Origin of the sequence: Enterococcus hailinensis (assembly GCF_045862035.1) — a bacterium.
In the GTDB taxonomy this organism is placed as follows: Bacteria; Bacillota; Bacilli; order Lactobacillales; family Enterococcaceae; genus Enterococcus_A; species Enterococcus_A hailinensis.
The window spans coordinates 79,959-102,260 of sequence record NZ_BAAFRV010000001.1 but is presented as its reverse complement, the minus strand read 5'-3'; the positions used below and the strand labels follow the sequence as shown (position 1 = coordinate 102,260).

The 22,302-nt window shown below is 39.2% G+C and carries 20 protein-coding genes; 10 read left to right on the top strand and 10 right to left on the bottom strand.

The genetic code is table 11. The annotated features are described in order from the left end of the window. Positions 1 to 116 precede the first annotated feature (116 nt). Entirely contained in the window at positions 117 to 590 is a 474-nt protein-coding gene (locus ACKTSC_RS00430) for a YbaK/EbsC family protein (protein ID WP_407856537.1), read from the top strand. Between the two features lie 160 nt (positions 591 to 750). Further along, the gene (locus ACKTSC_RS00425) at positions 751 to 1,434 is read left to right on the top strand and encodes a metal-dependent hydrolase (protein WP_407854934.1); all 684 of its coding nucleotides are present in this window, start codon (positions 751 to 753) and stop codon (positions 1,432 to 1,434) included. 240 nt (positions 1,435 to 1,674) lie between these two features. Here the strand turns inward: ACKTSC_RS00425 and ACKTSC_RS00420 are convergent, their stop codons facing one another. Further along, a complete protein-coding gene (locus ACKTSC_RS00420) occupies positions 1,675 to 2,028 on the bottom strand; it encodes a hypothetical protein (protein WP_407854935.1) in 354 nt (117 codons plus the stop codon). A gap of 205 nt (positions 2,029 to 2,233) precedes the next feature. Here ACKTSC_RS00420 and ACKTSC_RS00415 point away from each other — a divergent pair, with 205 nt between their 5' ends. Further along, entirely contained in the window at positions 2,234 to 3,259 is a 1,026-nt protein-coding gene (locus ACKTSC_RS00415) for a threonine aldolase family protein (protein ID WP_332579955.1), read from the top strand. Positions 3,260 to 3,337: 78 nt separating this feature from the next. Here the strand turns inward: ACKTSC_RS00415 and ACKTSC_RS00410 are convergent, their stop codons facing one another. The 3 genes from ACKTSC_RS00410 to ACKTSC_RS00400 all read right to left on the bottom strand — a co-directional run bounded on the left by ACKTSC_RS00410 (position 3,338) and on the right by ACKTSC_RS00400 (position 8,283). Then, the gene (locus ACKTSC_RS00410) at positions 3,338 to 5,752 is read right to left on the bottom strand and encodes an LPXTG cell wall anchor domain-containing protein (protein ID WP_407856536.1); all 2,415 of its coding nucleotides are present in this window, start codon (positions 5,750 to 5,752) and stop codon (positions 3,338 to 3,340) included. A gap of 195 nt (positions 5,753 to 5,947) precedes the next feature. Beyond that, positions 5,948 to 7,507, bottom strand: a complete 1,560-nt coding sequence (locus ACKTSC_RS00405) for a PucR family transcriptional regulator (protein WP_332581447.1) — start codon at positions 7,505 to 7,507, stop codon at positions 5,948 to 5,950. Between the two features lie 155 nt (positions 7,508 to 7,662). Beyond that, a complete protein-coding gene (locus ACKTSC_RS00400; protein ID WP_407854938.1) occupies positions 7,663 to 8,283 on the bottom strand; it encodes an ATP-dependent Clp protease proteolytic subunit in 621 nt (206 codons plus the stop codon). Positions 8,284 to 8,582: 299 nt separating this feature from the next. Between ACKTSC_RS00400 and ACKTSC_RS00395 the strand changes: the two genes are divergently transcribed. Together ACKTSC_RS00395 and ACKTSC_RS00390 are read left to right on the top strand one after the other, a co-directional pair. Then, positions 8,583 to 10,019, top strand: coding sequence for an amino acid permease (locus ACKTSC_RS00395; protein WP_407856535.1), 1,437 nt, complete (start codon positions 8,583 to 8,585; stop codon positions 10,017 to 10,019). A 183-nt stretch (positions 10,020 to 10,202) separates the two neighbouring features. Beyond that, positions 10,203 to 10,901, top strand: a complete 699-nt coding sequence (locus ACKTSC_RS00390; RefSeq protein ID WP_332581444.1) for a DUF554 domain-containing protein — start codon at positions 10,203 to 10,205, stop codon at positions 10,899 to 10,901. A gap of 118 nt (positions 10,902 to 11,019) precedes the next feature. Here the strand turns inward: ACKTSC_RS00390 and ACKTSC_RS00385 are convergent, their stop codons facing one another. Beyond that, a complete protein-coding gene (locus ACKTSC_RS00385) occupies positions 11,020 to 11,412 on the bottom strand; it encodes a GNAT family N-acetyltransferase (RefSeq protein WP_407856534.1) in 393 nt (130 codons plus the stop codon). A gap of 165 nt (positions 11,413 to 11,577) precedes the next feature. Between ACKTSC_RS00385 and ACKTSC_RS00380 the strand changes: the two genes are divergently transcribed. The 3 genes from ACKTSC_RS00380 to ACKTSC_RS00370 all read left to right on the top strand — a co-directional run bounded on the left by ACKTSC_RS00380 (position 11,578) and on the right by ACKTSC_RS00370 (position 16,402). After that, positions 11,578 to 12,321 (top strand): methyltransferase domain-containing protein, encoded by a 744-nt coding sequence (locus ACKTSC_RS00380; RefSeq protein ID WP_407856533.1) that lies wholly within the window; start codon positions 11,578 to 11,580, stop codon positions 12,319 to 12,321. A 19-nt stretch (positions 12,322 to 12,340) separates the two neighbouring features. After that, positions 12,341 to 13,414, top strand: coding sequence for a glutamyl aminopeptidase (pepA, locus tag ACKTSC_RS00375; RefSeq protein ID WP_332581441.1), 1,074 nt, complete (start codon positions 12,341 to 12,343; stop codon positions 13,412 to 13,414). Positions 13,415 to 13,732: 318 nt separating this feature from the next. Further along, positions 13,733 to 16,402, top strand: a complete 2,670-nt coding sequence (locus ACKTSC_RS00370; RefSeq protein WP_407856532.1) for a cation-translocating P-type ATPase — start codon at positions 13,733 to 13,735, stop codon at positions 16,400 to 16,402. A 47-nt stretch (positions 16,403 to 16,449) separates the two neighbouring features. On the opposite strand, the gene ACKTSC_RS00365 is transcribed toward ACKTSC_RS00370, so the two are convergent. The 5 genes from ACKTSC_RS00365 to ACKTSC_RS00345 all read right to left on the bottom strand — a co-directional run bounded on the left by ACKTSC_RS00365 (position 16,450) and on the right by ACKTSC_RS00345 (position 21,033). After that, complete coding sequence (locus tag ACKTSC_RS00365) at positions 16,450 to 17,181, bottom strand: amino acid ABC transporter ATP-binding protein (RefSeq protein ID WP_332581439.1); 732 nt, start codon at positions 17,179 to 17,181, stop codon at positions 16,450 to 16,452. 15 nt (positions 17,182 to 17,196) lie between these two features. Continuing rightward, positions 17,197 to 17,850 carry an amino acid ABC transporter permease gene (locus ACKTSC_RS00360; RefSeq protein WP_332581438.1) on the bottom strand — a complete coding sequence of 218 codons (654 nt, stop codon included), beginning with the start codon at positions 17,848 to 17,850 and terminating at the stop codon, positions 17,197 to 17,199. A gap of 111 nt (positions 17,851 to 17,961) precedes the next feature. After that, entirely contained in the window at positions 17,962 to 18,741 is a 780-nt protein-coding gene (locus tag ACKTSC_RS00355) for an amino acid ABC transporter substrate-binding protein (RefSeq protein ID WP_407856531.1), read from the bottom strand. A 4-nt stretch (positions 18,742 to 18,745) separates the two neighbouring features. Next, the gene (locus ACKTSC_RS00350) at positions 18,746 to 19,885 is read right to left on the bottom strand and encodes a cystathionine gamma-synthase (RefSeq protein ID WP_407856530.1); all 1,140 of its coding nucleotides are present in this window, start codon (positions 19,883 to 19,885) and stop codon (positions 18,746 to 18,748) included. 503 nt (positions 19,886 to 20,388) lie between these two features. After that, complete coding sequence (locus ACKTSC_RS00345; protein WP_407856529.1) at positions 20,389 to 21,033, bottom strand: hypothetical protein; 645 nt, start codon at positions 21,031 to 21,033, stop codon at positions 20,389 to 20,391. 226 nt (positions 21,034 to 21,259) lie between these two features. On the opposite strand from ACKTSC_RS00345, the gene ACKTSC_RS00340 reads away from it, so the two are divergent. Both ACKTSC_RS00340 and ACKTSC_RS00335 read left to right on the top strand, forming a co-directional pair. Then, positions 21,260 to 21,481: a hypothetical protein gene (locus ACKTSC_RS00340; protein ID WP_332581624.1), complete on the top strand. Its 222-nt coding sequence runs from the start codon at positions 21,260 to 21,262 to the stop codon at positions 21,479 to 21,481. 106 nt (positions 21,482 to 21,587) lie between these two features. Continuing rightward, on the top strand, positions 21,588 to 22,238 hold the full coding sequence (locus ACKTSC_RS00335) for a DUF998 domain-containing protein (RefSeq protein WP_407856528.1): 651 nt from the start codon (positions 21,588 to 21,590) through the stop codon (positions 22,236 to 22,238). The last annotated feature ends 64 nt before the right edge of the window (positions 22,239 to 22,302 follow it).

The following is a 22,302-nucleotide window of genomic DNA, read 5'->3' as shown; positions in this document are numbered from 1 at the left end:
GACCTCCTAAGAGTGCTTCACTTTATTCTATCAAATTTTATTTACTTCATTTGTTAAAACGTGTATTCTTTTAATTATTAAAATAAAATTAGAAAAAATACAAACGGAGGTCTTTTATGTCTGTTGAAACGGTTAAAGCTTATTTTTCTCAATACGGAATCGCTGATAAGATTCAAGAATTTCCTGTTTCTAGTGCCACGGTGGCGCTAGCTGCTCAAGCTTTGGGCTGCACACCTGAACGCATCGCTAAAACACTCTCTTTCAAACAGAAAAAAGCCGAACGGGTGATTTTGATCGTCACTGCCGGAGATGCTAAAATTGATAATGCTAAATACAAAGCACGTTTCAACGAACGAGCACTGATGTTGAAATCCGATGAAGTGGAAGCAACAATCGGTCATCCTGTAGGTGGCGTTTGTCCTTTTGCTATCTCTTCAACGATAGCCATTTATCTAGATGAATCGTTGAAACGTTTTGAGACGGTCTTTCCTGCTTGTGGCAGTTCCAACAGTGCGATCGAGTTATCGATTGCTGACTTAGAACGTTATACCAATTTTGATACTTGGATCGATGTTTGCAAAGATTGGTGATAAAAAAGATGCTCTGCATAAATTAGAACCAGTCGCTATCTACTTTCGATTTACTTCCTTCTCTTGACGTTTGATAATTTAGTCAAAAATCAAAAGATACGTGTATTTATTGGTTCTTCGTTATAATAGAAGGAAGCAATTATGTTAAGGAGGAAGTTTTATGAAAATCACGTATCATGGACATGCTGTTCTTTCGATCGTTACTCAAGAAGGCCAAACATTATTGTTCGACCCCTTTATAACTGGAAATGATTTAACTGATTTAAAAGCAGAGGAAGTCAAAGCGGACTGGCTCTTGATTTCTCACGGTCATAGTGATCATATCGGCGACATGCTTCCTATTGCAAAACGAACCGGAGCAACAATCATCAGTATCGTCGAGATTTGTAATTTTGCTGCGAAAAATGGTATAGAAAAAACACACGGCATGAACATGGGCGGTGCATTTGATTTTCCGTTTGGTCGTGTCAAAATGGTCCCTGCACTCCACAGTTCGGGGTATGAAGTCGATGGAGAAACGATTTATATGGGTGAACCAGCTGGATTTATCTTACAGATTGAAGGAAAGACGCTTTACTTTGCAGGTGATACTGCGATCTATGGCGACATGGCCTTACTAGGTAAAACCTTCGGCATCGATTTGGCCTTTTTACCGATCGGCGATAATTTTACGATGGGGCCTGAAGAAGCTGCTCAAGCAGCTGAATTATTAAACGCCAAACAAGTCGTGCCGATCCATTTCAATACCTTCCCATTGATCAAACAAGATCCCGAAGCCTTTATCAAATTATTACCAGAAAAAGTTGGCAAAGTGATGGCTGTCGGCGAAACATTAGAACTATAAAATAAAAAACTTACGTGTCTGAGGATACGTATCAAAAATAAATCCGTCTTGTTTTTCAGTTTAACCTAACTGAAAAAAGACGGATTTTTTACGCTTAATTGAACTAGTATACTTTTAAATACAAAAATAGCTTCTATTCTTATGAGCGATCAGATTATTTTTTCGTTACTCTGACTAATAATCTCAGATAAAAAAGGAATTGATAACAAAAAATTCTGATCTTATATATAGAAGAATTATTTACTTATCATCAGCTATTTTTTTTAATGCTCTTGTAGTCTTTTTGATTTGGCTTGAAAAAGGCCAATAGCTACGTTGACTAGATTTTGTCGCAGCTAAATCTAGCGACCCTAAATCAGAAAATTGACTTAACTGTGTCTCATCCATTCCCAATTGGTCAGCTAATTGCCACATTTCATCTAATTTTTTATCCAGTCGCTTTTGATTCAGTTGTCCCAGACTCATAATCAAAATAAAACTCAAGATATTTAACCCAAAAGATAAGCTTTGGTTATTACCGAAAAAGAAACCTATCATGAATAGCATAGCAATGAAAATAATAAGATAGCTTGCGAACTGTGTCCTTTTTTTCATTTTTTATCCTCATTAAGTAATTTTTCTTTTAGCTTACTATCATTTTGATTTCAAGTAAATATCAAAGTAAAGGTTTGCACTATTTTTTAGCGACAAAAGATAACGATTGATTTAACTATCCCACCTAAACAAGTTAATAAAGTTGCTTTTTAGATCTAACTATCTGCTACAATAATAGAAAGAGGTTATTTGGAAAGGAGTTTGTATGTTAAATTTTGAAAGCGATTATTTAGAAGGTGCTCACGAAAAGATTTTACAACGGATGCTCGAAACAAATGAAGAAAAACTAACGGGCTATGGCCATGATAAATATTCTGCCTCGGCAGTCGATAAGATTCGCCAAGCGTGCCTTTGTCCAGAAGCGGAGATCTACTTTATCTCTGGCGGAACATTGACAAATGCTTTAGTGATCGCCTCGATGCTGAAAAAATATGAAGGAGTTCTTGCAGCAGAAACAGCTCATATTGCAACTCATGAAACAGGTGCGATTGAATATTCTGGTCACAAAGTATTGACCTTACCGCAAAAACAAGGAAAGATCACCGCTGATCAGATCCGTGATTACTTAACCACTTTTTGGGCCGATGCCAATCACGAATTTATGGTTTTCCCTGGGATGGTCTATTTATCTCACCCCACCGAATACGGAACATTGTATACGAAAGATGAATTAAAAAATATTTCAGAAGTTTGTCGACAGTATCAGATCCCCTTATTTTTAGATGGGGCTCGCTTAGGTTATGGATTGGCCAGTCCTGAAACAGATGTGACGTTGCCAATGATTGCAGAGTATTGTGATGTTTTTTATATTGGTGGAACCAAAGTCGGCGCTTTTTTAGGTGAAGCCATCGTCTTCACTAAAAATAATCGTCCAGAATATTTCTTAGCCCATATGAAACAACAAGGTGCGCTATTAGCGAAAGGCCGATTGTTGGGTCTACAATTTGATACCTTGTTTACAGATCAACTGTATTTTGAAATCAGCCAACATGCGATCGCTATGGCTATGCGTTTAAAAAAAGGACTGCAAGAAAAACACTATCGTTTCTATCTGGATTCTCCAACAAATCAACAATTTATCGTGGTTCAAAATGAGCAATTAGAAATATTGAAAAAATCGGTCGCCTTTGGATTTTGGGAACAATTCGATGAGTCGCATTCCGTGATCCGCTTCGCCACTAGCTGGGCAACGAAAGAATCTGAAATCGATGAATTATTAGCATTGCTTTAATCAAAAATCATATACGCACAAAAAAGCAGCCAGAACAAAAGTAGCGAATACTTTCGTTCTGGCTGCTGTACTATTTGATTATTCGTTTGTTGATTTACGTGATTTACGAACAAAGCTGATGCCAAAAGTTAGTCCTAAAATAACTAAGCCCATCAATTGACCGATGAATCCTGTTTTTTCATTTGTTTGTGGTAAAACACTCGCTTCTTTGACAGTTGCGTTTTGAACGTCTGAAGTTGAATCCGTTGCTTCTACGCTTGACGCTTCTTCTTTAGTCTCAATTGCGGGTGATACTTGAGTTTCACTGATAGCTTGAGTGCTGACCGGTGTCGTCACTTGCAAATTTGTCGCTTTAACTGAAGCAGCTGGAGTATTCACAACTTTCACTGCTGTAGTAGAAGCTGCTGTCGTAACTGTTGAATCCGTAACAGCTGAAGCAGAATCTTCGCTAGCTTGAGTAGTCACTGACTCAGTTGAATCGGCTGCCTTAGTATCAGAAGAATCAGTTGGTTTTGCTGCGGTGCTGTCATCTGTACTTTCAGCTGGTTTTGTCGTAGTAGTTGCTTCGGTTGTGTCTGTCGGTTCAGTTGTTGTCGCAACATTTGTATCAGTTCCAGTTGAATCTGTTGGATCAACTGTTTCATCTGTTGTTTCAGCAGAAGTTGATGGTTTTGTATTTGCCCAGCTTAAGTCATTATCCATATTATATTTAACAGTATAATAAAGCTTGCCATCACTGCCCTTGGTGATACCTATACCTACATCGGTTGTCGCCGCATTGTAAAGATCAATCAACGCTTCACTGCCGTTGCCGCCTGATATTTTCAATACCCCATCATCAATAATATCATCAAGTCCTTCACCCTCATCATACTCACTTGGAATAAAGGCGCCGGAAACGGTTGTGGTCGTGTGTACAGGGTCGCTAGAAGTTGTCGTCACTTGTTTCTCAGTGTCGCCAACCGTTAAATTGCCCGCAGCTTCATCCGCTACCTTTTGTGCGTCTGTAGCAAGTGTTTGATCAGCAGTGATCGCTTTAAGCCCATTGTTCTCACGGAATAAATTAACAGCCTCATAAAATGTGTCGCTCAATTCAGTTGAATTGCTGGTGTCTGTCAAGCCATCGGTCAAGTGATAATACATCGTTGCTGTTTTATTCTCATCATCCACTGTCCAATGATCGTAGGTGTATGAAGAAATTGGTAATGGTGCTAAGTCATCGGCAGATTCTTGCGTACTTGAATGAAGTTCAACACCATCATTAGATTTATATTCAACAGTATATAAATTAGAATCTGAATCTTCACTAGCCTCGTCCTTACGCGCATATTCCATGTAAGAAACATACGTGCCCTTTTTAAGTTGACCAATTGCCAAACCATAATCTGTGGCATTACCAGCAATGTTCTTTAAGATTCGGTTAGCCGCATCTTCGTCAGAGGCCACATTCTCAAGGTGGATAGGAATAATAGTAAATAGATTGCCTTGAGATGTTAAACCATCTTGTGCTAGAACTTGATTACGATAATCAGTATCACCCTCGGTAATTGTATCTGCTGTTCGGGCATTTTCTAAATCAGCCTGTGAAACTTGATTTAAATCAGCATTTACTTTGATTCCTTGGTCACCTAGCTGTTGTTCTACTAATTTCGAAATGTTATCTACATTTGGAATATATGCGCTATCTGCACTTAAATAGACTGAGTTATCACCACTTTGATAGTCGTATACATACTCTTTTCCGTTAGCAGATATTACTTGAGCTGGATAACCTTCTTTGGCACCAGGAGTAACGACTGTAACATCACCAGAAATTGGTACAAAACCAGTTTCATTATAATAGGAAATATTATTAGTTGTTGCATTCGCATTGTCTGTAGCGGTATCAACTGTCGGTGATTGATCATCCGGTGTCACTTCTGTTGTATCATCTGATTTTTTCTCTGAAGTCGTAGCTTGTGTATCAGCTGTTGTTTCCTCAGTTGGAGCAGCTTGAGTTGTTGGGGCAACTACAGAAGATGTTTCTGCAGTTGCAGCATCTGTAACACTTTCTGTATTATTATCCGTTATATTTTCAGCATCATTATTGTCTGAAGCGACAGCTGTTTGAGTCGTTGTTCCCTCTGCAACTGGTTGTACAGCTTCAGTTGACGAATCTGATGTCGCTGAATTTGTTTCTTCTGTTGACGAATCTGATGTCGCAGAAGTTGCTTCTTCTGTTGCTACACTAGTTGCTTGTGTTTCTGGTGTTGCTTGAGCAACTGTTGAATCACTGTTTTGTGCATCAGCACTAGTAGTTGCATTTTCCTCAGTTGGTGTAGTTTGAGTATTATTTGCTGCAGCAGCTACTGCTGTTGTTGTGTTCGTATCGATCGAAGCTGCATGAGTGGTTGTCTCATTTAATAGAAAAGCCCCAGTACTAATTGCAGTTAATACGACTGTTGAAAGCATTAAATGCTTCACATCAAATGGTTTAGATGCTTTTTCGTTCACGTAAATCCTTCCTCTCCCATAACTTACATCCAGTAAATCGTAACCATTACTATTTACAAAAGAATGTAATCATCTTAGCTCAACACTTTTATGCTGTCAATATCTTTTGTTATTAAACTTATTTTTTTGAACGAATATCGGATTTTTATTCGTTGAACAAAAAAACAAAGCGACGCTTTTTATGGTCGCTTTGTTTTATAAACTGATTAATCGATAAATCATGCAGGCTACATAGCATTCATAGCTTTCTGAAAAACGCGTAACATTGTATCCTAAGGTCTCACTGATTTTTTTTATTCGGTATTTTACTGTGTTTTTATGGATTTGTAATTGGTCACCACAAGTTTGAAAGTCCGCTCCGGCATCCAATAAAAAACTACATAGCGTTGTCACTTGTTCTTTGCTACTCATGATCGGTGCTAAAATACGCATCGTTTCCTCAACTTCTGATTGTCCCGTTTGAATCAAATGGCTCGCATATGTCACTTGACGGATCTCACTGATCGAAAAAGTCCGCTTGCCTCGAAAAACTTTTGGCAATCTCATGGTAGCTTCACTCACTAAGTGATAGGATTTTCTGACATCATGTGTATTTCGCATTTGGGGACAAAAGACGATACTTTCGATAGCAGCTTCAAAAGGTGTATTTCGCAAATATTTTCTGCCCAGTTCAAGTTCTGAGCCACTATGGACATAGTTGCCTAACAAGACGACCAATTGATCATCCACCATTTGAACGACTGCTGTTTTATAAAATTTCGCAACGTAAGACAACAAATCTTCCCGTAGTTCTTTGGCCTCGCGAATGTCATTTAATTGTAGCAACCACATCAAACCAATACCTTTGACATCGATTTCTAAATGATTGGCTAAGCGATACATTTTTTCACTTTCATCATTTAAAATCGCTTGTACTAAAGCATATTCACTGACTTCTCCATGTTTTTTCCCCCAGAGATTCGTCGCTACTTGCAAGAGTTCGATCGATTGCTCCCATTCGTGTTGACTTAAAAAATCATGTTCTTTAATCAAATAAAAATGCAGAACACCATTACCTTTATGATAGAGTTCCTTGTAGTAGACCGAATAGTCATTTTTTTGGACTTGCTCGCCTTCTTCAATCACTACCCGCCGCAACAAACGCTCTAAATCTAATGATGAATTGCGCGGCCATTTGATTTCGTTGATCACTTCATTATCCGGATTCGTCAAAACGATATTGACCCGCAACATATCTGACAATAGTTTTAATGTCACTTCAACGGTCCGTAGGTGCTCCGGTAATAAAGAAGCTTTTTCCAATACTTCATTGACGATATTTTCAGTTGAGCGTTCTTTCAAAATTTCAGCCATTACATCGGCGATGACTTCACTATATCGAATCCGACTTTGATCTTTTGGCATTTGGATGATCACAAAGTCTAAGTCTTCCGCTGTTTTTAAAACCTCTGGCGCTAATTTTGGCATGACGATCCCAACGTAATATAAAATAATTCCTAGTTCGCCCATTTTATGTAATTGACTGATCGTTTCACACTGTTTTGCGCTATCATCTTTGATGTTGAAAAAAGAGGTCAGTGCCAATTCTCCAGAATGATATTCACTTGTTTCTGTGAACGCCCCCCAATCATCTAAATCAGAGATCTCTAAAAAAGATAAAGCGGTAACGGTCTGATTTAGGCTATTTTTCCCAGTCAATAGCTGTGCTTCGCGTAAAGAAGGTAACTCCAACAATTCTTTTAATTTAGCCCCCAACACATTCCCTCCTTCATTTTTTTCACATCAAATTTTACGCTTTTTCTAACATTATCAGATTCGGATTTGCTTGTCTATTCAGACTTCTCAGAAAAATCAGATTATTTTGACTAAATAAAAAAGAGACTAGCTGTTGCTAGCCTCTTTTAAACTTTTTATTTATTTATCGCATCGTCTGATTCTACGATTTGACCAACGATTCCATAATCTTTAGCTTCTTCTGCTGATAGCCAGAAATTACGATCAGTATCTTTTTCGATTTGCTCTAATGTTTGGCCTGTCGCATTAGCAATCAATTGATTGACCCGTTTACGCATGCGTAAGATTTCTTTGGCTTCGATTTGGATTTCAGTTGATTGGCCTTGGATCCCACCAGCCGGTTGATGGATCATGTAGCGCGTATTCGGTAAGCTATAACGATCTTCTTTTTCAGCAGCTAAATAAATCGTGATCCCCGCACTGGCTACCCAACCTGTTCCGATCATTTTTACTTTTGGTTTGATAAAACGAATCACGTCATGGATCGTATCGCCAGATTCCACATGACCGCCTTGGCTATTGATAAACATCGTGATCGGTTCATCGCTGATCGCTGACAAGTATAATAACTGTTCCGTTACTGTCTTCGCCAAATCTTGATTAATCTCTCCATAAATCAAAATCGTCCGTTGTTTCAATAATTTCAACAACATTGGATTTTTCTCTTCCATTTTTTCTGTTTCTTCTTCATTAAAAAATTTACTCATATTCCGGTTCCTCCTCTTTCTTCTATCCATATTAAGTATAGCCAAAAAATTTTAGAATGAACAGAAAGAGCTTTCAGAACCAATTTATTCTTATCCAGATGAGAAAATATGCTAAACTAACCGTGAAAAGACAGATTTTAGTGGCATATTCTAATTTTTTGTGGGAAGATAGATCGTATTTTGTGTATAGAAGGGGGATCTTCGTGGCCTATCGAAATAAGCCTCCATCATTTGCTCTATTTTATTAAACTTTTACATTTATTTTTTATGTATAATTTTTGCGTACAAAAATAAATACTTTATTATATTACGAAATAGGAGCTTGCTAAATGATCGAGGAAAAGAAAAGTTTTATCTCATGGCCTGTGCTTGCCATGATGTCGTTTGTTACTGTTATCGGTTTTGATGATATTATTTATAATTTTGCCAACCAAGGTTTAGGTGTTATCACTTCTTGGATTATTCTATTGCTATTATATGTGATTCCTTATTCATTGATGGTTGGTCAATTAGGTTCCGTCTTCAATCATGAAGGTGGCGGGTTGACTTCCTGGGTACGAGGAACTAGTGGCGACCGTTTAGGTTACTTTACTGCTTGGACGTATTGGGCAGCATCGATTCCTTATGTTGTTGACACAGCCAATGCGGTAGTTGTCGGTTTTGGCTGGTTATTCAATGGCAATGATTCGTTGGAAGACACGATGTCGAATTCGATGTTTGCCTTATTGACGTTCTGTGTCTTTTTAGCGTTTATTTTCTTACAACGCCGGTTCAAAAAATCGTTAGAAGTCTTGAGTACGATTGGCGGCGGTGCGATGTTTGTCATGGCCTTATTATTTGTCTTTATGACCTTCGCTTCATTATTTATGCCAAACGGTCATATTGAAACACAGCCAATGAACCTCGGAGCAATCATTCCTAAGTTCAATCTGCATTATCTAACGACGATTGGTTTACTGATCTACGCTATCAACGGTGCTGAGCTAGTGGCTCCTTTTGTCACTCGGATGCGCAAACCGCAACGAGAATTTCCTAAAGCAATGATCATGTTGACGGTTATGACGATCTTTTTGACCGTCTTTGGTTCATTCTCACTCGGTGTCTTCTTCAATGCGCATCATTTACCAAATAATTTGAAAATGAACGGTTCTTACTATGCTTTCCAACGCTTAGGTGAATTTTTCCATCTAGGAAATTCATTGATGTATGTTTTTGCGGTCACACAAATTATCTACATGTGTGCTCTTTTGGCTGTTTTATTGGATGCTATGACTCGGATGTTGATCTCTGATACAGGCAAACAGTTTATGCCGAAAAAATTAACCAAATTGAATTCCGATGGTCTACCGATCAACGGGTATATCTTAACCACCGCTTTGAGTGCATTTATCTTATTATTAGGGGTTTTCTTACCGGAAATGAATGATATTTTTAACTGGTTATTGAATCTAAATGGGATTATCTCTCCAGGTGTGACTTGCTGGATATTCTATGCCTTTATCAAAATTCGTTTAGATAGCCGCAAATTCCAATCAGATTATGTCTTTATCAAAAATGATCGGATGGCTGTTTTTGTGGGCGGTTGGTGCTTGGTCGTTACGATCATCGCGACACTATTTGGTGTCTTGCCCCAAGATGCTCCCTACGGCTCTAGTCTGTTCTGGCATGAGCTGATCATCAATATCGTGGGCATCGTTGTTTTGATCGGTTTAGGTTTCATCATGCCGATGTTGGCTAAACGTGAACGCGAAAAAATTGCTGAATAATTAAAGGTTGAGACAAATATATTTTGTCTCAGCTTTTTTATTTTCTTTGTTTTATGACAAGTTAGATGCTTTTACTTTAATTCCCCTTTTGACTATTCAAAAAGTGACTTCAGCATGTTAAGATGAGTTCTAAACATTATTCCATTTAATTTTAATCAAACTAATAGAAACGGGTGTGGGACTATGTTGTTAGGGTCGGTGGTGAATTGTCTTGCCATTATTGCAGGAAGTTTTGCGGGAGTTATATTAAGAAATATCACCGAACAAACCAAAGATACTGTAACCAAAGGAATCGCATTAGGCGTAATTGCGCTTGCGATCCAAATGTCGCTGCAAGCAAGTTCGTTTATTATCATTATCATCAGTATTTGTATCGGCGGGATGATCGGAGAATTTTTGAAAATCGAGGATTCGATGACACGGCTAGGATTATTTTTAGAAAACCGCTTTGCACGAGGCAATAGTAATTTTGCTGAAGGTTTTGTGACAGCAACACTGATCTATTTGATTGGTTCCATGGGAATCATTGGTGCGATCCAAAGTGGTGTGACGGGTAGTCACCAAACACTGTTCACGAAATCAGTCATGGATGGCTTTATGTCGATCATGCTGACTGCATCTCTTGGCATCGGCGTCTTGTTCTCAGCCTTTCCGGTCCTAATCTATCAAGGTGCGATCACGATTTTTGCGAGTATCATCGTACGTTATCTGCCTAAAGAATTATTGGATATGTTGATGAATGAAATCAGTGCAATCGGCGGGTTGATGATTTTAGCGATCGGCCTAAATGTCATGAAATTGACCAAGATCCGTGTCTCGAATTATTTACCCGGTATCGTGGTGCTGATCGTTATCATGATCGTGCAATATTACTATTTTTAAAAGTTGAAATACACCTTATTTGCAAGGTGTCATGTTAAAAAAACTAGTAAAAATTTTGACTGCTAGTCATCATTTTTTATTTAAGAAAGCTAAATCAAAAGTATTTTCTACTTTTGATTTAGCTTCTTATTTTTTTAGCTAGATAGTATTTAGTTGTTCCTACCATCGGAACATCCGCGATTTCACCAAAAACATGATAGCCTTGTTTTAAATAGAATCCTAGCGCTTGGTAAGCTTTCGTCGTCAACGTGATGGTGTGGATCTTTTCTTGGACTGCTTGTACCTCCATCGCCTGCATCAAAGCAGAATCGATACCACTAACTTGTTTATCCAAGTCTACCCCTAGCAATGAAATATGCAAAGTGTCGTATTGGCGTTTGCCAATGACCGCGCCAATTAGCTTCCCTTGATCCCAAGCGCCCAAAGCAATCGTTTTTTCATTTGCTTGCGGCACTTCATTTGCAAAGTGCAGATTATCTTGTTGCTGAAAGACGGCTTCTAAAAATGGCATAAGTTCTGCTGCTTAGTTTTGTCTAATATCCATAGCTGAGCTCCTATCTGTTTTTCTTTTTGTTTACCATCTTTGGACGTCACTCAACAAATCGATCATTTGATGCCCTTTCCCTGTTTTTCCATTGTATACTAAACAAATACTACTAATAGAAAGAGGCATTCTATGACAAACGAGCTAAATGAATGGCAGGCTTTTTGGGATGAGTTTGCTGAAGAATACGAAGAGATCCAACAAGAATCCAGCTTTCCGATTGCTGACGATCTGGCTGAATTCTTGATTCAACAAAACATACTGCCTTGCGCGACATTTTTAGATTTAGCTGGTGGAACAGGACGATATTTAGAGGCATTCCAATCACTTACTGCAAAATACACTTTGGTCGATATTTCAGCGGAGATGCTAAAAATCGCCGCTGCTAAAGCGGCTAAAAATGTAACCCTGGTCCAACAAGAACAAACCATTTTTCTAACTAACAATAATCAGCCCTACGATCTTGTTTTTTCAGCAATGAATCCGGTGTTGCAGACAAAAGACGACCTGCTAGCCTGTTGTCGGGCTAGCCGCAAATGGGTATTGCTCCTGCGCGTTATCAAAGATGAAGACCAGCTTTTCTCGCCTTTTGAAGAAAAGAATCCGGACCTCTTTTTGAATCAACGCTATAAACACTATTTGGAAGAAGAACAGATCGTTTTTCAAACGAAGTGTTTTGAATATACAAAAACGGAACGGGTCACAAAAAGCTTTTTCCATGATTATTTTGCTTTAGACTTTCTTGCGGAGCAAGTAGATGCGATCACCGAAAAAACGTTTGGTTCAGCCCATGAAAAAGACAATCAGCAATCGCTAGTTTTCGAATTGATTTATTTTCAAGTACCAAACGTTTATAATGGAAACGGTATTCAGTAGAAATTAGGAGATGACCTAGATGGAAGAAAAAACATTTCAACGGATCAAAGAATTGACCGAATTACAAGGCACAAGTGGCTTTGAAGAAGATATTCGCAGCTATATGCGCACAGCGATCACCCCTTTAGTCGATGATGTCCAACAAGATGGATTGGGTGGAATCTTTGGTTTGCGACATGCGGCAGCTGACAAACCGCGTGTCATGGTGGCAGCTCATATGGACGAAGTTGGTTTTATGCTGACTGAGATCACTCCGCGCGGCCTATTCAAAGTTGTTCCTTTAGGCGGCTGGAACCCATACGTCGTTTCGGCTCAACGCTTTACATTAAAAACAGCCAACGGAAATTACCCTTGTATTTCCTCTTCTGTCCCACCGCATTTATTGCGAGGTACAAGCGGCCAAGGGCAAGTGAAAGTAGAAGACATTTTATTTGATGCCGGTTTTGAATCAAAAGAAGAAGCATTGGCTTTTGGTGTCCTACCCGGTGATACGATCGTCCCACAAACCGAAACTGTTAAAACAGCAAACGGAAAAAATATCATCAGCAAAGCTTGGGATAACCGTTATGGTTGTACAGTCGTTTTAGAAGCTTTGGAAGCTTTGCAAAAAGAAACCCTTGATTACACTTTGATTGCTGGTGCGAATGTGCAAGAAGAAGTTGGACTGCGCGGAGCAAAACCAGCCGTTACTAAATTTGATCCCGATTTATTTTTCGCAGTCGACTGTTCAGCAGCAGATGACCTAACCACAACCAACGGGACCTTTGGCCATTTAGGCGAAGGAACATTATTGCGGATCCAAGACCCTGGTATGATCTTACTGCCTCGTTTGCGGGAATATTTATTAGATACGGCTGCGACGCATCATATTCCTTATCAATACTTTGTTTCTAAAGGCGGTACCGATGCTGGCGCAGCACACACCGCAAATCAAGGAATCCCAAGTACCGTTATCGGTGTTTGCGGACGTTATATCCATACGCACCAAACTATGTTCAGCATTGCTGATTTTGATGCGGCTAGAGAAATGGTGATCCAAGTCTTAAAAGGTTTGGATGCAAGTACCATCAAAACGATCGTCGCTGGAAAATAACAACTTAATAAAAAATAAAAGGATTAAACCGGTTTGATTTGACGCTATTTTAGCTACATTCAACTATTTTATTGAAATATTTTGCGTTTTTATCTTGCATTTTTTATTTAATTTCGTTATTCTTTAAATATATTAATAACACCTTAGGGGAGTAATCGGCAACATTGTTGTTGCGATGTCAACAGTAAGTCAACCAGTGATGGTTTTCTGGTATCGTATGAAATGGTGAGACCTAAGACAAGTGTGAACACTTGCCTTAGGTCTTTTTTTGTCGAAAAATGACCAACTCAAGTGAATAAAAAAATTGGAGGATCCAAATTGACAAAAACAACTTATCAAAAAGCAACACCTGAATTGATGCAAGAACTACATACCGCGCCAGAAGGCTTGAACCAGACGGAAGCGCAGCAACGGCTGCAGGAAAATGGTCCCAACCAATTAAAAGAAGCAAAGAAAAAATCGACTCTTGCGCTCTTCTTAGACACATTTAAAGATGCGATGGTTGTCGTTTTACTGATTGTAGCGATCGTCCAAATGGTAATGGGTGCTCATGTAGAATCATTAGTAATTTTTGCGGTCTTATTATTAAACTCTGTTGTCAGTGTCATTCAAACAAAAAAAGCAGAAGGCTCATTGGATGCGTTGAAAAAACTATCCGCACCTGATGCCAGCGTTTTGCGTGGCGGTCAAGAGCAAAGTATTCCAGCAAAAGATATTGTCGTAGGTGATATCGTGATTTTAGAAGCAGGCGATTACGTCCCTGCGGATGGCCGTTTACTAGAAGCGGGTTCATTGAAAATCGATGAAGGTATGCTGACCGGAGAATCAACGCCGGCAGAAAAAGAATTAACGACTTTAACCAATGAAGCTCCTGTAGGCGATCGGATCAACATGGTCTTCAGCGGTACGATCGTCACTTATGGTCGTGGAAAATTCTTAGTCACTGCCACTGGAAATGAAACAGAAATTGGTCAAGTCGCTGGCTTATTAGAATCAACGACTGAACAAAAAACACCATTACAACGTGGCTTAGATAGCTTTAGTAAAAAATTGAGTATTGCGATCTTGATCTTGTCACTGATTATCTTAGGTGTTCAATTACTAAGAATCTTCTTAGATGGTTCTACGGATATGACTCAAGATATCGTCAATGCCTTTATGTTCGCGGTAGCGGTGGCGGTAGCTGCGATCCCGGAAGCATTACAATCGATCGTGACGATCGTTTTATCATTAGGAACAAAGAAAATGGCTAAACAGCATGCGATCATCCGGAAATTACCAGCAGTTGAAACGCTTGGTTCTACTAGCGTGATCTGTACCGATAAAACTGGAACGCTTACTCAAAACAAAATGACGATCGTTGATCATTATTTAGCGAATGGTCAAGTTGGTGAATTCCCAAATGATCCAATGGATTGGGACAAAGACGAACAGCGTTTAGTTGAAATCAGTGTTTTAGCTAACGATGCTTCGATCAGTGAAGATGGCACAAAGCTAGGTGATCCAACGGAGATCGCATTGATCGATTTTAGTGAAAAACAAAACCAATCGTATCGTGAACTGCGTAAGAAATATCCTCGTGAAAATGAATTGCCGTTTGATTCTGATCGTAAATTGATGTCGACCTTACACACGATCGATCAGAAAAAAATGATGCTGACAAAAGGCGGACCCGATGTTGTCTTTGAACGCAGTACTAAAGTCCTATTGAATGACCAGATCGTTCCTATGACACCAGAAATCAAAGCGCAATTTCAAAAGCAAAATGAAGCTTTCTCAGAGCGCGCGTTGCGTGTCTTAGCCTTTGCTTATAAAATAGTTTCAACTACAGAGATCACTTTAGCAGATGAAGAAGAATTGGTCCTTGTTGGTTTGATGGCGATGATCGATCCGCCGCGAGAAGAAGTTTTCCAAGCCGTTGCCGATGCGAATTCAGCGGGTATCCAAACAATCATGATCACCGGTGACCACAAAACGACTGCGGTCGCGATCGCCAAAGAGATCGGGATTTTCCAACCCGGGGATCAAGCGTTGACTGGGGCTGAATTGGATCGTTTAACAGAAACCGAATTAACGGAACAATTAGAAGACACGACAGTTTACGCTCGTGTCTCACCTGAAAACAAAATCAGAATCGTTCGTGCATGGCAAGATAAAGGCCGAATCTCAGCAATGACTGGTGATGGAGTCAATGATGCGCCAGCCTTAAAACAAGCGGATATCGGGATCGCCATGGGAACTGGAACAGACGTAGCTAAAGATGCTGCTTCGATGGTCTTGACGGACGACAACTTCGCTTCGATCATCAAAGCCGTCGAAGTCGGACGAAATGTCTTTGATAATATCAAAAAAGCGGTCGCTTACCTCTTCGCTGGCAACTTAGGTGCGATCATCTCGATCATCTTTGCCTTAGTAGTTGGTTGGGCGAATCCATTTACAGCGTTACAATTGTTGTTCATCAACTTAGTCAATGACTCGTTGCCAGCGATCGCTTTAGGAATGGAAAAGGCCGAGCCAACGATCATGCAACGCCAGCCTCGTGACCCTAACAGCGGGATCTTTACTGGTAAGACATTGACCTCTGTGACCTATCGCGGAATCTTGATTGCAGCTGCCGTGATCACAGCTCAATGGATCGGTAACCAACAATCAGCTGAGATCGGTGTAGCAATGGCCTTTTCAACCTTGATTTTAAGCCGGACGTTACAGACCTTTGCGGCGCGTTCAAATACTCAAACGTCGTTCCAAGCTGGTTTCTTCAGTAATAAAATGGTCACGTTAGCAGTAGTGGTGTGTGCTGGATTATTCAGCTTGACACTATTACCTGGATTAAGAGAAGTCTTTGCTATCCCGGCAACATTTACAATCAACGATATCAGCATGGCACTTGGCTTAGCAGTAATAGCTGTTGTCTTGATGGAAATCACAAAATTGATTATCGTCAAAATCCAACAACCTAAAGGAACGATTGAAACAAATAAAAACTAAATCAACAAAAAAAGGATGTGCGACAAAATGGTCGTACATCCTTTTTCTTATAATAATTGTTGCAAGTAGCGTTTGATACGTGGATTCTCACTCGTAAAGAATGATTGGGTATCGCCATCAAAGGTGATCTCGCCATCTTCTAAAAAGACGATTCGATCAGCAACTTTTCGTGCAAACTCAACATGGTGCGTCACGACGATTTGGCCATTTCCTGTTTCGGCCAATTTTTTGATGACTAATAACACTTCTTGTGCCAACTCAGGATCTAATGCACTCGTAGGTTCATCGTAAAGCATAAATTCTGGTTCCATCGCTAGTGCTCGTGCAATCGCAACCCGTTGCATCTGTCCACCAGATAATTGGCTTGGACGTTCTTTCGCTTTATCGGATAAACCAACTTGTTTCAACAAACTTTCTGCTTGAATCCGAGCTTGTTCTTTTGAAACTTTTTTGACTTGAGTCGGTCCTTCCATCACATTTTGAATGACCGTAAAATGTGGGAAAAGATTATACGCTTGGAACACGATACTAAAATGTCCGCGGTATTTTTTTAATTGAGAAAAGGCGATTTTTTGCGGAAACGTCAATTTATCGTCACCGATCGTGATTGTTCCGCTATCGGGTGTTTCTAATAGATCTATTGAACGCAATAAGGTACTTTTTCCAGATCCAGATGGTCCTAAGATCACAGTTGTTTCACCTGGTTGGAAGGTTAGGTTGATGTCTTTCAATACATGATTGCCATCAAATGTTTTATTTAAATTTTCAATTGTTAACATTGTCTGTTCCTCCTCCTAATAAACCATCCGTTTTTCAAGTACAGATTGTAGATAATTTAAAAGAGTACAGAAAATCAAGTAATACACAGCGACCATACAATAAAGCAGTAACGGTTCGTATGTACGAGCGGCGATTCTTTGAGCCGTCATAAAAATTTCTACGATCGTGATGCTGGCAGCTAATGAGGTATCTTTTACTAAGCTGACAAAGTTATTTGACAATGGTGGCAAGGCAATTTTAAAGGCTTGCGGTGCAATGATGCGGTATAAAATCTGCCAGCGACTCATGCCAAGTGACGCAGCGGATTCATATTGTCCTTGAGGAATCGCTAATAATGCTGAGCGGATGTTTTCCGAAGCATATGCACCTGTGTTCAATGAAAAAGTCAAGATTGCTGCTGTCCAAGCATCCATTTGGATCCCGACAGATGGCAATCCGAAGAAGACAATAAATAGTTGGACAAGTAACGGTGTCCCGCGGAAAATCCAAACGTAAATAAAAAAGATCCCGTTGATCAAGCGATTTTTAGAGATTCGAGCCAAAGCCGTGACCAATGCTAAAATCATCCCTAGTGCAAAAGAGATCAAGGTCAATGGGATCGTCATTTTGATCAGCGCCCAAAATAATGGCAATGCTGAGCTTTGAATAATATCAAGTATTCGTTCCATGTTGTTTACCCCTCGTTCATAATAAGCTGTCGATTATCTTTATCAACAACATTTCCAGACTATACCTTTTTACCTCCTGCCGCATAGCGACAAGAGGTAAAGGAGATATACCTATTTAGTGATATCTTTATCGAAATATTTCTCAGATAATTTCGTCAATGTACCATCTTCTTTTAATTCTTTGATTGCTTTGTCGACTTTATCTGCTAAGTCTTTATCATCTTTATGGAACATCGCAGCCACTTCTGTTGATTCATCTGATGTTTTTACGATTTTGATTGGTGCATTTGGTTTTTGTTTCAAGTAATCATAGTAAGTAACATCATCATTCAAGGTTGCAGCAGCACGATTGTCTCCGACTAATTCAACGGCTTTACTGAAACCATCGACACTAGAAATATCTGCGCCTAAGTCCTCTGCCATTTGAGCATAGTTACTTGTCAATGATTGAGCTGCAGTTTTCCCTTTCAAATCAGAAAAATCTTTGATGTCGTCATTATCTTTGTTGACGATCAATGCTGGATGAGAGACAGAGTAAGGTGTACTGAACAAATATTTTTCTTTACGTTCGTCAGTGATCGATACTTGGTTGAACACGACATCTGTTTTCTTTGCATCAAAAGCAGCTAACATTGAATCCCATGGTGCTTCTACGAATTTAACTTCATAGTCCATTTTTTTTGCGACAGCTTTGGCTACATCTACGTCAAAACCAGTTAATTTATCGTTTTCATCACGATAAGAAAATGGTGAATACGTACCTTCTGTCCCGACTCTTAAAACTTTTTTCGAGCTTGAATCGCTGCTGTCATCTGATTTTGATTGGCAGCCTGCTAAAAACAAGACTCCTACTGCTAAAATACTAGCAACGGCAATAAGTGATTTTTTCATTTTTCTACTTTCCCTCCAACGCTTGTTGCAAATCATTTTTTAAATCTTCAATATCTTCTATTCCTACTGATAATCGTATCAAACCATCTTTGATTCCGGAAATTTCCCGCTTGTCTTTTGGAATCGATGCATGCGTCATCACAGCTGGTACTTCGATCAAACTCTCAACACCACCCAAACTTTCGGCTAACGTAATGACTTCCAATGATTCAACGAATGAAGCGACGGTACTTTCATCCGCTAATTCAAAGGCCACCATACCGCCAAAACCACGCATTTGTTTTGCGGCGATTTCATGTCCGGGATGATCACTCAAACCTGGATAGTATACCTTTGCTACCAAGGGATTGTCGACTAAAAAGCTCGCGATTTCAGCGGCATTTTTTTGATGAGCTTCCATTCGGACGCCTAGTGTTTTGATCCCGCGGTGTAACAACCAACTATCTTGTGGTCCTAAGACCCCACCGATCGAATTTTGGAAGAAGCCGATCTGTTCAGCCAATTCCTCATTGTTCGTCGTGGCAACGCCTGCTACCAAATCACTGTGACCACCTAGATATTTGGTTCCGCTGTGAACAACGATGTCTGCACCAAGTGCCAACGGTTGTTGTAGATATGGGGTCGCAAACGTATTATCGACGATCGTCAACAAGTCATGTTCTTTAGCCCAAGCGGCACTTTTTTCGATATCGATGATTTTCAATAACGGGTTGCTTGGTGTTTCCAAAAGTAAAGCTTTGGTTTGATCCGTTACGACACTTTCAAGAGCAGAGATATCTCGACTATCCACCATTGTATAACTTAATCCCAAAGGTTTAAAGACTTTATCCATCAAACGGAAAGTTCCGCCGTAAACATCGTCTCCCAGAATCAAATGATCACCTGGTTTAAAAATCGATAAGGTCGCATGAATCGCGGCAAGGCCTGAGGCAAAAGCAAAACCTTTCACGCCGCCTTCGAGTTCAGCGATCAATTCTTCTAATGCGAGACGCGTCGGATTACCAGAACGAGAATATTCAAAATCACCTGGTTGCCTAAGTTTCTTTTGACGATAGGTTGATGTTTGATAGATTGGAACATTCACTGCACCTGTCAATGGGTCTTCGCTGATACCACCGTGGATCAATTTTGTTGATAAATTCATAGTTGTTTCCTCCTATTTTTTAGGTTTATCCAAAAATTTTTCATCGATCAGTTCGATTTTAAAGTCTTTCAAGAGCGCTGCGACAACACATGGCAACTCCTCCTTCTTCATTAGGACAGATTTAAATACAAAAAAGAGGTACAAGCTATTAAAGCTGTACCTCTTGCAATCGTTAAAAATAAAGTTCATTTAAACGAGTCCAGAACAGTTAATAGGCATGACAAAACGGTATGATGTTTTTTTGCATCATACAACAACACGCTGATTTAACTGTTTGATTGTTCATCACTGTCATGTTGTTTGTCATGAGTTCTGACCTCCTTAATTGATTGGCTTAAATTTAGCACTTTAAAAATGAGAAGTCAATAAATTAATTTCAGCTACTTTTTAAAATAACCTTAATCTAAAAAAGCTTTTTCTCATTCGTTTTTGCTTAATCGATCTTTCTAAAAAGAAAATGGACATAAAAAAACTAAATACGTCGATCAATCAGGTGAAATTTTCTAAAGAAACATTTGAAGAAATGACCATAGATAACGCAGCAAACGGAATAAAATAAATAAAAGAAACAGATTACCGAAAATAAAACTGACAGCATTGCCAGCACTGGCTTTTAAATTTCCCCAAGTAAAACGACGTAAAAAACGCGGCATTGAACTATAGCCGTTGCGCTTCAAGCGAAACTTCTCTTCATAAGTCAACTCTAATATATCGTAATAAACGATCTGTAAAGGCTCGTTCGCAAAGAAAGCTTTTGAGAAACCAACCATCATCGTATAGCGTTTATTGTTTGACGGCAGATTGCGGACATTTTTCTTGCTGATAGCTACTTTGTCATGATCCATTACTTGATAACTATACTCTGTTTCTTCGATCTGAACAATTTCTGCTTCCGGTTGATTCATAGCTAGAAATGCTTGATAGATCTCAGGAAATTTACGTTGTTGGATGATCAAGTAGATCAATCCTCCGGCTAAAATAGCGATCATTAAAAGATTCAATAAAAAATGATCTTCGAAAAAAAAGCTGTAAGCAGCAATAATCAATAATGCTGCAGCACATAAGCTGATTCGTTTCCAATAATATTTTTGGTACATGTTGCGGATCGTTCTTTGATAATAATCAAAATCGGCGGTCGCAAAATCCATGCGTCCCACTCCTTTCATTTGTCAGCTGTTTTACAGTATAATGGACGTGTGGGCAAAAGTCAGGCACTTTTTTCAACTAAAGATAAATGTTTACTCGCTTTGGACGATTTTAAATGCTTTTTGTGAAAAAAACACTTTTTCATTAAAACGCTTTTTTCTTATTAAGGTTAGGGTATAATAACAGTATAAAAAACGATTACTTTTAACCAAGTGAAGGGGTACACTTATGAAAACTGCGATGATTCTCTCAACTATTTTGATGGCTTTGGTCAATCTTTATCTTTTCTCTATTTATTTTAAAGAGAAAAAAATCAAAGATAGTCTGGAGAAATTAGCCGTGATGTTTGGGGTGAACATGAGTGTGCTATTCATCGACAGCTTGATTTTATTTTTTGGCGCACTAGCTGAAGAAGGTTTCGCGCTCATGACGATCTTACTTGAATTATAAAAAATACCTAGCAGAGATTCTGCTAGGTATTTTTCTCTTAATCGCTCTGACTCGCGGTTTTCTTAAATCTGACGTATGATAAAAGAAACAATTGAAGGAGCTTTTTATGACGATCATTAAAAAAATCCCGCCGCTGCTTTTACTTCTAGCAGTCATCGGTGATTTTTCGCTTCCCTATTTTCTAGGTCCAGATTATCCTGGTTTTGATCAAATGACGATGTTGATCAGTCAACTAGGTGAAGCAAGCAGTCCTGTTCAATCAACTTTCAATCACGGTTCAGTTCTTACTGGGTCCTTATTTATTTTAGGAAGTCTCGGTGTTTATTCTTTTTTTGCGGCTGAATCAAAGCGGATGGCTCAAATCTTGACTGGCGCGATTGCACTTTATGGTTTTGGAGACTGTATTTTGACTGGCATTGTTCATATCAGAGAATCAGCGAATTTTTTCAGCCCTGCCTATTTTTTACATGCTGCTTTTTCAGGGATCGCCATGGTCGCAATGATGTTCGTTCCGTTATTATTGGCCTATGAATCCTCACTAAAAGGAAAGAAAGGTCTGGCCGGATTTTATCTTATTTGTTTAGTAATCGCGGTTATTACTTTGATTTTATTTGCGGCGTATTATTTACCAGTGATCGGTGATCTACTAACGACCACCCGTGGTTTTTGGCAACGTGCCTCGCTTTTATTTCTTTATTTGCCGGCAGCTACGCTAGCCATTAGACAATTAAGACATTCTTCAAGTACGACAGAGTGACTTATCTTTATCAAATCGACAAAAAAGTCCTAGATCAGTTGATCCAGGACTTTTTTCATTTCTA